The 11,093-nt window shown below is 68.9% G+C and carries 10 protein-coding genes; 4 read left to right on the top strand and 6 right to left on the bottom strand.

Features of this window, described 5'->3' with window-relative positions; genetic code table 11:
• Positions 1-78: 78 nt before the first annotated feature.
• The gene (locus GVN21_RS02335; RefSeq protein WP_346764208.1) at positions 79-1,281 is read right to left on the bottom strand and encodes an amidohydrolase family protein; all 1,203 of its coding nucleotides are present in this window, start codon (positions 1,279-1,281) and stop codon (positions 79-81) included.
• Positions 1,282-1,452: 171 nt separating this feature from the next.
• On the opposite strand from GVN21_RS02335, the gene GVN21_RS02330 reads away from it, so the two are divergent.
• Complete coding sequence (locus GVN21_RS02330) at positions 1,453-2,199, top strand: alpha/beta fold hydrolase (protein ID WP_166573091.1); 747 nt, start codon at positions 1,453-1,455, stop codon at positions 2,197-2,199.
• Between the two features lie 4 nt (positions 2,200-2,203).
• Here GVN21_RS02330 and GVN21_RS02325 read toward each other — a convergent pair whose 3' ends face one another.
• A complete protein-coding gene (locus GVN21_RS02325) occupies positions 2,204-3,649 on the bottom strand; it encodes an AMP nucleosidase (RefSeq protein ID WP_166573090.1) in 1,446 nt (481 codons plus the stop codon).
• A 103-nt stretch (positions 3,650-3,752) separates the two neighbouring features.
• Here GVN21_RS02325 and GVN21_RS02320 point away from each other — a divergent pair, with 103 nt between their 5' ends.
• The 3 genes from GVN21_RS02320 to GVN21_RS02310 all read left to right on the top strand — a co-directional run bounded on the left by GVN21_RS02320 (position 3,753) and on the right by GVN21_RS02310 (position 6,215).
• Positions 3,753-4,106: a hypothetical protein gene (locus GVN21_RS02320; RefSeq protein ID WP_166573089.1), complete on the top strand. Its 354-nt coding sequence runs from the start codon at positions 3,753-3,755 to the stop codon at positions 4,104-4,106.
• Between the two features lie 140 nt (positions 4,107-4,246).
• The gene (locus GVN21_RS02315; protein ID WP_166573088.1) at positions 4,247-5,620 is read left to right on the top strand and encodes an NAD(P)-binding domain-containing protein; all 1,374 of its coding nucleotides are present in this window, start codon (positions 4,247-4,249) and stop codon (positions 5,618-5,620) included.
• A gap of 160 nt (positions 5,621-5,780) precedes the next feature.
• A complete protein-coding gene (locus GVN21_RS02310) occupies positions 5,781-6,215 on the top strand; it encodes a DUF559 domain-containing protein (protein ID WP_166573087.1) in 435 nt (144 codons plus the stop codon).
• 82 nt (positions 6,216-6,297) lie between these two features.
• Here the strand turns inward: GVN21_RS02310 and lpxK are convergent, their stop codons facing one another.
• From lpxK to GVN21_RS02290, 4 genes are all read right to left on the bottom strand, one after another.
• Positions 6,298-7,308, bottom strand: coding sequence for a tetraacyldisaccharide 4'-kinase (lpxK, locus tag GVN21_RS02305; protein WP_166573086.1), 1,011 nt, complete (start codon positions 7,306-7,308; stop codon positions 6,298-6,300).
• Positions 7,305-8,588 carry a 3-deoxy-D-manno-octulosonic acid transferase gene (locus tag GVN21_RS02300; protein ID WP_166573085.1) on the bottom strand — a complete coding sequence of 428 codons (1,284 nt, stop codon included), beginning with the start codon at positions 8,586-8,588 and terminating at the stop codon, positions 7,305-7,307. Before GVN21_RS02300 ends, lpxK begins: the two co-directional genes overlap by 4 nt.
• Positions 8,581-9,540, bottom strand: a complete 960-nt coding sequence (locus tag GVN21_RS02295) for a cation diffusion facilitator family transporter (RefSeq protein ID WP_166573084.1) — start codon at positions 9,538-9,540, stop codon at positions 8,581-8,583. The genes GVN21_RS02300 and GVN21_RS02295 overlap by 8 nt, the downstream gene beginning before the upstream one ends.
• A gap of 167 nt (positions 9,541-9,707) precedes the next feature.
• Positions 9,708-11,093, bottom strand: a complete 1,386-nt coding sequence (locus tag GVN21_RS02290; RefSeq protein WP_166573083.1) for an L-serine ammonia-lyase — start codon at positions 11,091-11,093, stop codon at positions 9,708-9,710.

The following is an 11,093-nucleotide window of genomic DNA, read 5'->3' as shown; positions in this document are numbered from 1 at the left end:
GCCCCCACCACCACGCGCGTATTCGCGCGCGGTCCCCCGCCCCCAAGGGGGGCGGAACTGAGGAACCGTGGGCGCCCGTCAGGGCCGCACCACCACCTGCCCGCCCTTCATCACGAACTTCACCTTCTCCAGCACCGTCACGTCTGCCAGCGGGTCGCCCTGGACGGCGATCAGGTCGCCCCAGGCGCCGGGTTTCACCTCACCGACCTCGCCCGATTGGCCGAGCGCGTCGGCGGCGTTGATGGTGGCCGACTGGATGGCCTGCAGCGGGGTGGCGCAGTAGCGGACCATGACTTTGAACTGCTTGGCGTTGTCCCCGTGGGGATAGATGCCGGCGTCGGTGGAGTAGATCTGCTTCACCCCGCCCTTGACCGCCTTGCAGAAGTTCTGCCGCTGGGCCTCGGCGATGTCGCGGTCCTTTTTCAGCTCGCTCTCGCGGACCCCGTTCTTGGGGCCTTCGGACTGGGTGTATTCGGTGTTGTAGATGTCCATGCCGAAGTAGGTGCCGGCTTTGGCGGCCATGCGGATGCCCTCGTCATCGACCAGGGACGCATGCTCGACGGTGTCGACGCCGCCCTCGATGGAGGCGCGGATGCCCTCTGGACCGTGGGCGTGGGAAGCGACCTTCATCTCGGCCATGTGGGCTTCGGATGTGACGGCGCGGATTTCCTCGACCGTCATCTGCTGGACGCCGACCGCGTCGTTGGAGAACACCCCGCCGGTGGCGCAGATCTTGATGGCCTTGGCGCCGTACTTCTTGAGCCAGCGAACCTTCTTGCGGGCCTCATCGGGACCGTCGGCCACGCCGGCGGCGGTGACGTTGGCGCTGGGCGGCAGGTAGGTGGAGTCGCAATGGCCGCCGGTGGCGCTCATCGCATAGGCGGCCGGCACGATGCGCGGGCCGACGGCGAAGCCGGCGTCGATCGCCTGAGCCACGGCCACATCGTTCCAGCGGTCGGAGCCGACGTTGCGTACGGTGGTGAAGCCGGCCTTGACGGTCAGCTCGGCGTTGCGCACGGCGACCACCGTCCAGAAGCCGTCGGTGTAGCTGAGGCCGCTGAAGCCGCCGTAGATCGGCGAGGAGTCGAGGTGCACATGCATATCGATCAGGCCGGGCATCAGGGTCAGGCCCGGCAGGTCGATGGTCGGCGTGCCGGCCGGGATGGTCATGCTGGCCAGGCTGCCGACGGCGGTGATCTTGCCGTCGGTGATCAGCACCAGGGGCCGCTCGATGTATTTGCCGGTGCGCACGTCGAGCAATCGCTCGGCGCTGACCGCCACCGTCTGGGCGTTCGCCGCCCCGCCATCAGGGCGAGAGCCGTACCCGCCGTCAGAGCCAACCGCCGCATGTCCTTGATCTCCCCGAGCCTGAATCGTCGGCGAGGCTAGGGGCAATCGGGGCGGAAGGGAACGGGCTGGACGGAACCGCGTGCGGCGCCCCACCATACAGGCATGAGGACGGATCATTTCACCAGCTTCGATGGCGAGACGATCGCCGTGCATCGGCTGGGCAGCGGTCGGCCGGTGCTGATGCTGCACGGCTTCATCGCCAGCGCCAAGCTCAACTGGATCGAGCCGGGGATCGCCCAGGCGGTGGCCGACGCCGGGTTCGAGGTCATCGCGCCGGACCTGCGGGGGCATGGAGAGTCGGCGGCCCCGGAGGATGTGGGGGCGTGGCCGGGGGATGTGCTGGCCAAGGATCAGGAGGCGCTGGTCGCCGAATTGGGTCTCACCGACTTCGATCTGGTCGGCTACAGCCTGGGCGCCCGAACGGCGGTGCGTTGCCTGGTGCGCGGCATGCGACCCCGGCGCTGCGTGCTGGGCGGCATGGGCGACAGCGGGGTGATGCAGGCCGGGGCGCGGGCCGCCATGTTCGAGGACAGCATCCGCAACGGCGAGAACGCCAAGGACCCTCGGGCGGGCAGATACATCCAGGCCCGCATCAAGGCCGGCGGGTTCAATCCGCAGGCCCTGTTGGGCGTGCTGTCGAGCTTCGTGCCGACAAAAGCACAGGACCTGGCGGGCCTCGACGTGCCGACCTTCATCGTCTGCGGCCAGGATGACGCCGACAATGGCTCGCCGGAACTGCTGGCGCTGGCCATGCCCAACGCCAAGGCCGTACGGGTGCCCGGCGACCACCTGACGGCGGTGGCCGAACCCCGACTGGCGGCGGAGATGGTCGCGTTCCTGGCGGCCTGAAAGCTTACCGGAACGGCGGCTCGTCGAACGCCCGGAGCTTGCGGCTGTGGAGCCTCGGCCCCTCGGCCCTCAGCAGGTCGACCGTGGCGATGCCGATGCGCAGGTGCTGGCCGATGGCGCGCTCGTAGAAGGCGTTGGCCTGGCCAGGCAGCTTGATCTCGCCGTGCAGCGGCTTGTCCGACACGCAGAGCAGCGTCCCGTACGGCACCCGGAACCGATAGCCCTGGGCGGCGATCGTGGCGCTTTCCATGTCGATGCCGACCGCGCGGCTCTGGTTGAAGCGCAGGGCGCTGGAGGTGTAGCGCAGCTCCCAGTTCCGGTCGTCGGTGGTCACCACCGTGCCGGTGCGCAGGCGGCGCTTGAGCACCTCGCCGGTGTCGCCGCTGACCAGCTTGGCCGCGTCGTAGAGGGCGCGCTGCACCTCGGCGATGCTGGGCACCGGGATGTCTGGCGGCAGGATGGCGTCGAGAACGTGATCCTCGCGCAGATAGGCGTGGGCCAGGACGTAGTCGCCGATCCGCTGGCTGCCGCGCAGGCCGCCGCAGTGGCCGATCATTAGCCAGGCCTGGGGACGCAGCACCGCCAGGTGGTCGGTGATGGTCTTCGCGTTGGACGGGCCGACGCCGATGTTGACCAGGGTGATGCCCTGACCGCCCGGGGCCATCAGGTGATAGGCCGGCATCTGGTGGCGCCGCCAGGCGCCGTTGGCCACGGCCAGTTCCGGATCGGGGGTGTCCTTGGTGACATAGACCCCGCCCGAACAGCTCAGCGCCTCGTACTGGCCGCCCTTGAGCTGCTCGCAGCCCCAGCGGACGAACTCGTCGACGTAGCGGTGATAGTTGGTGAACAGGATGTACTGCTGCACATGCTCGGCCGGCGCGCCGGTGTAGTGCTTCAGTCGCGCCAGGGAGAAGTCGGTGCGCAGGCCGTCAAACAGGGCCAGCGGGCGCTCCTCGGCCATCAAGGGGTCCCACAGGCCGTCGGCCACCTCGTCGCCGATGTAGGCCAGTTCGGTGGCCGGGAACCAGCGGGCGATCTCGCTGGCCTGGGCGTCGGCCAGGGACAGGTCGCCGCCGTCCAGCACGTAGGGGAAGGGGATTTCCTGGGTGGAGCGGCCGACGTCGACCTCGACGTCGAAGTCCTCCATAAGATGGGCCAGCTGTTCGACCAGATAGTCGTGGAACATCGCCGGCCGGGTCACCGTGGTGGCGTAGTGGCCGGGGTCCGACAGCCGGGCGTAGGCTCGGGTGATCACCGGATAGCCGCTCTCGCCCGACCAGCTGAGCCGAAGTTCGGGGTAGGCGTAGGCGCCGGTTTCGCGAAGGCTGGGGTCGGGCCGCTTGCCCTCTTCGAGGAAGGCCTTCAGGTTTTCCCGCAGGCAGGAAACGGAGCGGTCGTATTCTTCTTCAAGCCGCGCCACGATGGCGGCTGCTTCTTTCTGTCTTTTCATGGCGCCTTATAGCGGCGGTCTTTGAATTAGGCGAGATGGCGCCGTTTCGGCGCGTCCGACGTGGTTAACCGGGTCTTAACGCCGGTCCGCCAGCCTGCCCAACATGCGCCGTCTTGCCGTCCTCGTCCTGGTCCTGCTGCTCGCCACCCCGGTGGCGGCGCAGCAGAAGCGGCTGCAGGTGGTCACTCCGACCGCCAAGGAAGCGGGTCTGCGGCCGAGCGAGCCGGCGGCGGAGGCGCCGCCGCTGGATTTCTCCGTGCCGGGGACCGGATCGACCCTGCCGCCCGGCCTGGCCTTCACCCGGCCGCTGGAGAGCACGGCCGGTGGCCTGCGCGGGACCCGGACGGCCAGCCAGTGCCGCACCGCCTGCGCCCAGAGCCACTATTTCTGCCTGGCCGAGGAAGAAGAGATCAGCTGCAATCCGCGCTGGTCGCGATGCGTCGCGGGCTGTTCCTAAAGCGCGTTCCGATAAGTGGGGACCGGTTATCGGGCCAAACGCGCGACCAAGCAAAAGCTCACGCGACGTCACGGTTGACGCAAGCGTCAGCCGAGATAGCCTCACCTGAACAACGATAAGTCACTTCAGGGAGAGACGGCATGGCCAGCAAGGCGTTGCCGAAGGCCTGCATTATCGGGGCCGGCTGCTCGGGCTTCACCACGGCCAAGCGGCTGAAGGATTTCGGCGTCCCCTACGACTGTTTCGAGATGTCGGACGAGGTCGGCGGCAACTGGTACTACAAGAACCCCAACGGCATGTCGGCCTGCTACGAGAGCCTGCATATCGATACGTCCAAGTGGCGGCTGGCGTTCGAGGACTATCCCGTGCCCGCCGACTGGCCGGACTTCCCGCACCACGCCCAGCTGTTCCAGTACTTCAAGGACTACGTCGATCACTTCGGCCTGCGCGAGACCATCACCTTCAATACCGCGGTGACCAAGGCGCAGCGGACGGCTGACGGACTGTGGGACGTCACCCTGTCGACCGGGGAGACGCGGACCTATGACGTGCTGTTCGTCTGCAACGGCCACCACTGGAGCCCGCGCATCCCCGAGTACACGGGCGAGTTCGACGGGCCGGCCTTCCACAGCCACGCCTACTGCGACCCGTTCGATCCGGTCGACATGCGGGGCAAGAACGTCGTGGTGGTCGGGATGGGCAACTCGGCGATGGATATCGCCAGCGAGCTGTCCCAGCGGCCGATCGCCAAGAACCTCTGGGTCTCGGCCCGGCGCGGGGTCTGGGTGCTGCCCAAATACATGAACGGCAAGCCGGCGGATAAGAGCTCGATGCCGGCTTGGATGCCCCGCTCGATCGGCCAGGCCCTCGCCCGCAACGTCATCAAGAAGACGCTGGGCCGGATGGAGGACTACGGCCTTCCCAAGCCAGATCACGAGCCGCTGGAAGCCCACCCCTCGGTCAGCGGCGAGTTCCTCACCCGGGCGGGCTGTGGCGACGTGAAGTTCAAGCCGGCGATCAAGGCGCTAGAAGGCAAGAATGTCCGGTTCGCCGACGACAGCGTCGAGCAGGTGGACGCCATCGTCTTCGCCACCGGCTACGACATGAAGTTCCCCTTCTTCGAGGATTCGGAGCTGCTGCCCGACGCCGAGCATCGCTTCCCGCTGTTCAAGCGGATGATGAAGCCGGGCATCGACAACCTGTTCTTCATGGCTCTGGCCCAGCCTCTGCCCACCCTGGTCAACTTCGCCGAACAGCAGGCCAAGCTGGCGGCCGCCTACCTGACCGGCCGCTACCGGCCGCCGGCCAAGGCGGAGATGGAGGCGATCACCGCCAAGGACGAAGCCTTTTATCTGGGGCCCTACTACAAGGCCGCGCGGCACACCATCCAGGTGGACTTCAACCACTACGTGGCCGACCTGCATAAGGAGATCGCGCGGGGAGAAGCTCGGGCTCGAGCGGCGGGCTATGCCCTGCCGGTGGCGGCCAGGGCGCGGGACAAGGCTACGGCTTGAGTCGCCTCCACCCCTTAGTGACTTCGCCTCTGGTCTCCCTTCTCCCCTCGCGGGAGAAGGTGGCCCGAAGGGCCGGATGAGGGGGCGATGACTTTCAAAGCAGTCTTCGCTGCCACCGCTACCCTTGCCGTCGAACTTTGTTCATGATTTGTTCGACTCCATGGCCCCGCCCAAATTTGCCCAGGCGCGCCGCATGCGCCACGCTCCGACCTTCAACGAGGGCGTCCTGTGGAAACTGCTCCGCAACCGCCGCCTTGAGCATCTGAAGTTTCGTCGGCAAGTGCCCATCGGCCGGTACATCGTCGACTTCTTTTGCTTGCGTCATCGGCTCATCGTCGAAGCCGACGGACCATTTCACGACCCGGATCGGGACGCCCTTCGTGACGCTTGGCTTCGGTCCGAGGGCTTCACCGTCCTGCGCTTCCCGAACAGCGCCGTCTCAAACCGTCCGAACGACGTCGTCACAGCTATTCTGAAAGTCATCGAGCGCCCAACCACCAGCACCTACGACGACCCGTCCGACCGTTGGGCGCTGGACACCGGTGCGCCTCTTCCACCGGCCTACCTGCGGGTTAAGCGGCCGGAGGGCGGCTGAGCCGGTCATCGACCCCTCATCCGTCGCTTCGCGACACCTTCTCCCGCAAGGGGAGAAGGGAGCCCAGAGGCGAAACCACTCTCTAAATCGCCAAGGCCTGCAGGAACAGATCGCGCGCCGCCTGTTCCGCCTCGAACCGCGCCCGAACGGGCCAATGGGCCACTTTCGCGCGCCATTCTGGCGGCAGGCGCACCCAGTCCTTCTCGGTGGTTAGCAGAGCAGCCCCCAGAGCCGCCGCCCGCTGCTCGAGGAAACGCAGGGTTCCCTCGTCGTAGGCGCCGTGGTCGGGGAAGGGGGCGAAGTCCGCAAGGTCGGCGCCGGCAGCGATCAGGGCGCGCTCGAACTTCCACGGCTTGCCGATGCCGGCGAAGGCCAGCAGGGGCCCGGCGGGCGGCGGGCCGACCGGCTCGAGGCGGGCGATCAGGATCGGTTTGCCGGGGAACTGGCGCAGGAGGTCCATGTCCGGGTTGGCCAAGTCGGCGGGTAGCAGGACGATCACCGCGTCGGTGCGGGCGAGGCCGGCCTTCAGCGGTTCGCGCATCGGGCCGGCGGGAAACACCGCGCCATCGCCGAAAGGCCATTCGTTGTTGCGGGTCTCGCCGTCGACCACGACGAGGGACAGGGTCTTCTTCAGCGAGGGGTTCTGGTGGCCGTCGTCCATGACCACGGCCCGGGCGCCGCCGGCAGCGGCGGCGCGGGCGCCGGCCGGGCGGTCGCGGGCGATCCAGTAGGGGCCGTCGTGGCCGAGCATCAGCGGCTCGTCCCCGACGTCGGCGGCGGTGTGGCGGGCGGGATCGACTTTCAGCGGGCCGGGCTCTCGGCCGCCGTAGCCGCGTGAGAGGCCGTGGGCCTCCACGCCGGCCTCGCGCAGCAGACGCAGGAGTTCACGAACGATGGGGGTCTTGCCGACGCCGCCCATGGTGAGGTTGCCGACGCAGATCACCGCCACCCCGGCGTCGGCCGGTTTCGCATTGCGGATCTTGGCGGCCGTGACCGCCGCCCAGATCCAGCTGATCGGGGTGAGGACCATGCGGGTGACCACGCCCGGGGCGCCGTCGCGGACGTACCACCAGCGGGGCGTCGACAGCTTCATGGCAGCAGGGCCTCCAGCCGCGTCCAGGCGTCCTCCAGGGCGGCGGCCTGGCCCTGCGCGAAGGCCTGGCCGCGCAGGCCCAGCGCCTTGGCCTCCGCGGGATCGGCCAGCAGGCGGGCGAGGGTGGTGGAGAGCTGGCCGGGACCGTCGACCAGGAGGGCGCCTCGGCCTTCCTTCGTCATGGCGGCGTAGACCTCGGCCGAATTGTAGACGTCCGGCCCGCTGATCACCGGGGCAGCCAGGCGAGCCGGCTCCATCGGGTTGTGGCCGCCGACGCCGGGAACGAAGCTGCCGCCCATGACCACCACATCGGCCAGGCGGAAGAACAGGCCAAGCTCCCCCAGGGTGTCGGCCACATAGACGGCGGTGCGCGGCCCGACGGCCTCGCCCAGCGACCGGCGGGCGAGCGGACCATAGCCCTGCCCGATGGCGGCGGCGGCCGAGGCGCCGCGTTCGGGGTGGCGGGGGGCGACGATCAGCAGGGCGTGGGGGGCGGCCTCGCGGATGGCGGTCATCGCGGCGGTGGCCACGATACTCTCCTCGCCCTCATGGGTGCTGGCGGCCAGCACCACCGGGCGATCGCCGATGGCGGCGCGCAAACGGTCCAACTCAGTCGCGTCGCAGGGAAGGGGCTCGCCGGCCAGCTTGAGGTTCAGGCGGCCGGTGGTCTCGACGCCGAAATATGCGAGGCGTTCGGCGGAGGCCTCGTCCTGCGGCAGCACCAGGTCGAAGGCGGCCAGCACCCGGCGGGCGCCGGCGGCGATGCGGGCCCACCCCCTGGCGGTCTTGCGGGTGATGCGGGCCGACAGCAGGGCCAGCCTGGCGCCCCGCGCCTTGGCCCCCAGGATCAGGTTCGGCCAGATCTCGCTCTCGATGAAGACGGCCAGGTCGGGGCGCCAGTATTCCAGGAAGCGGGCGGCCGAGGCCGGGGTGTCCAGCGGGGCGTACTGGTGGATGGCGCCGGGCGGCAGGCGGCGCGCCAGCAGGGCGGCGGAGGTCACCGTGCCGGAGGTGACGAGAACGGTCAGGCCCGGCCGCGCCGCCAGCCGCTCGATCAGCGGCAGGGCCGACTGGCTCTCGCCGACGCTGACCGCATGCAGCCAGACCAGGGGACCGGACGGGCGGGGCACGGCGGCCGAGCCCAGCCGCTCCTCCAGCCGAGCGCCGTCCTCCTTGCCGTCCAGGGCCCGCTTGCGCAGCAGGCCTCGGGCGAACGGCTCGAAGGCGCCCGTAGCGGCGCGGTAGAGGACAAGCGAGAGGGGCAGGCCGCTCTCAGCCATGGGCGGCGGCCAGCCGGCAGGGTCCGTGGGCGCCGGTCTCCAGCTGCAGGGTCGCATGGCCGATGCCGAACTCATGGACCAGGTCGTGGCAGACGCTGTCGAGGAAGGCGTCGGAATCGGCGTTGACCGGCCGGGTCAGGTGAGCGGTCAGGGCGGTCTCGCTGGTGCTCATCGCCCAGATGTGCAGGTCGTGCACCTCGGTGACGCCGGGGCGGGAGGCCAGCCAGGCCTTTACCTTCTCGGGATCGATACCGCGCGGGGCGGCGTCCAGCGCCAGATCGAGGCTGTCGCGAAGCAGGCCCCAGGTGCCGATAACGATCACCGCAGCGATGACCAGACTGATCACCGGATCGATCCACTGCCAGCCGGTCGTCCAGATGATGATGGCCGCCACCACCACCCCCAGCGACACCGCCGCATCGGCGGCCATGTGCAGGAAGGCGCCGCGGACGTTCAGGTCCCCGTGGCCGCGCATGAACATCAGGGCCGTGGCCGTGTTGATCACCACCCCGATGGCCGCCACGATGATCACCAGGCCCGGCTCGATGGGCTGGGGATCGTTGAAGCGCCGCACCGCCTCCCAGACGATGGCCCCCACCGCCAGCATCAGCAGGCCGGCGTTGGCCAGCGAGGCCAGCACCGTGCCCTTGCCAAGGCCATAGGTTCGCCGTCCGGTCGGCAAGCGTTTGGACAGGATCACCGCGCCCCAGGCCAGCAGCAGCCCCAGCACGTCCGAAAGGTTGTGCCCGGCATCGGCCAGCAGGGCCAGCGAACCGGTGATCAGCCCGGCTGCCGCCTCGGCGGCGACGAAGGCGATGTTGAGCCCCGCCCCGATGGCGAAGGCGCGGCCGAAATCCTTCGGCGCATGACTGTGCCCGCCGGGACCATGGTGGTGGTCCTTGTGGCCGCCGTGATGGTGGTCGTGATCGTGATGGGCGTGGTCGTGCGGCATCGGTAGGGGTCTTTAGCATCGAAGGGCGATGCGGGGGAGGTAAGCGGGCCGATGGGCTCTGTGAAGTTGTTAATTAGTACAGATTAGTCGTTTGAACTTGGATGATATAATGTAGCAAATTCTCATTCCCTTATCTTGGACAGGAACGAGTAGGCTTTCCGAACCTCTCAGCACTCAACCCGGTTCACCGGCATCCCTGCTGCCAAGCCGCCCAAGGAAGTCTCCTTGTAGATCTCGTTCATGTCCTCGCCCGTGCGCTTCATCGTGGCGATGACCTTGTCCAAACTCACCGAATGCTGGCCGTCACCCAGCATCGCCAACCGCGCCGCGTCGATGGCCTTGATGGCGCCCATGGCGTTGCGCTCGATGCAGGGGATCTGGACCAGGCCGCCGATGGGGTCGCAGGTGAGGCCGAGGTTGTGTTCCATGCCGATCTCGGCCGCGTTCTCGATCTGGGCGTTGCTGCCGCCCATGACGGCGGCGAGGCCGGCGGCGGCCATCGAGCAGGCGACGCCGACCTCGCCCTGGCAGCCGACCTCGGCCCCGCTGATCGAGGCGTTCTTCTTGTAGAGGGCGCCGATGGCCGCGGCGGTCAGCAGGAAGGTCCGGCGGCCCTCTGGCGTTCCGGCCATGAACCGGTCGTAGAAGCGCAGCACCGCCGGGATCAGGCCCGCCGCGCCGTTGGTGGGGGCGGTGACCACCCGGCCGCCGGCGGCGTTCTCCTCGTTGACCGCCAGGGCCCAGAGGTTGACGAAGTCCATCGCCGCCAGCGGGTCGCTGAGCTGCTTTTCGACCTTGGCCATGATGGTCTCATGCACCTGCTTGGCGCGGCGCTTGACGTTCAGGCCCCCGGGCAGTTCGCCGCCGATCCGCATGCCGCGGTCGATGCAGGCCTCCATGGCCCCGAAGATGGCGTCCAGCCGCTCCAGCACGATGGCGTCGGGCGCGCGGGCGATTTCGTTGGCCATCATCAGCTGGGCGATGGTCAGCCCGGCGGCGTCGGCCTTGACCAGGAGCTCGGCGCCGGACTCGAAGGGGTAGGGGATCGGCGCTTCTTCGGCCGGGGCGTTGCGGCCGATCTCGGACTCCTCGCAGACGAACCCCCCGCCGACGGAGAAGTAGGTGCGCGCCAGCACCGCCGCCTCGCCGGCGTCGAAGGCGGTCAGGGTCATGGCGTTCGGGTGCTGGGGCAGCCGCTGGCGACCGGCCCAGACGATATCGACCTGTTCGTCGAAGGCGATGTCGGTCTCGCCGCCCAACGCCATGCGGCCGGTCGCCCTGAGGGTTTCCAGCGCCGCCTCGCCGGCGTCGGGGTCCAGGCTGGCGGGCTCGAAGCCCATCAGCCCCAGCATGGTCGCCCGGTCGGTGGCGTGCCCTCTGCCGGTCAGGGCCAGGGAGGCGTAGAGCTTGACCTGCACCCGCGCGACGGCCCCCAGCCGGCCTGTGTCCCGAAGCTCGGCGACGAAGCGGGCGGCGGCGGTCATCGGCCCCATGGTGTGGGAGCTGGACGGCCCGACGCCGGGCTTGAACAGGTCGAAGACGCTGGCGGTCAT

Origin of the sequence: Caulobacter sp. SLTY (genome assembly GCF_009905535.1) — a bacterium.
GTDB lineage: Bacteria > Pseudomonadota > Alphaproteobacteria > Caulobacterales > Caulobacteraceae > Caulobacter.
Note: the sequence above shows the minus strand (reverse complement) of the source record. Positions and strands in the feature narration are given on the sequence as shown.

Coding starts and splice junctions, on each gene's coding strand:
- GVN21_RS02330 (WP_166573091.1), top strand. CDS start 1,453: ATGAGGACGGATCATTTCACCAGCTTCGATGGCGAGACGATCGCCGTG.
- GVN21_RS02325 (WP_166573090.1), bottom strand. CDS start 3,649: ATGAAAAGACAGAAAGAAGCAGCCGCCATCGTGGCGCGGCTTGAAGAA.
- GVN21_RS02320 (WP_166573089.1), top strand. CDS start 3,753: ATGCGCCGTCTTGCCGTCCTCGTCCTGGTCCTGCTGCTCGCCACCCCG.
- GVN21_RS02315 (WP_166573088.1), top strand. CDS start 4,247: ATGGCCAGCAAGGCGTTGCCGAAGGCCTGCATTATCGGGGCCGGCTGC.
- GVN21_RS02310 (WP_166573087.1), top strand. CDS start 5,781: ATGGCCCCGCCCAAATTTGCCCAGGCGCGCCGCATGCGCCACGCTCCG.
- lpxK (WP_166573086.1), bottom strand. CDS start 7,308: ATGAAGCTGTCGACGCCCCGCTGGTGGTACGTCCGCGACGGCGCCCCG.
- GVN21_RS02300 (WP_166573085.1), bottom strand. CDS start 8,588: ATGGCTGAGAGCGGCCTGCCCCTCTCGCTTGTCCTCTACCGCGCCGCT.
- GVN21_RS02295 (WP_166573084.1), bottom strand. CDS start 9,540: ATGCCGCACGACCACGCCCATCACGATCACGACCACCATCACGGCGGC.
- GVN21_RS02290 (WP_166573083.1), bottom strand. CDS start 11,093: ATGACCGCCAGCGTCTTCGACCTGTTCAAGCCCGGCGTCGGGCCGTCC.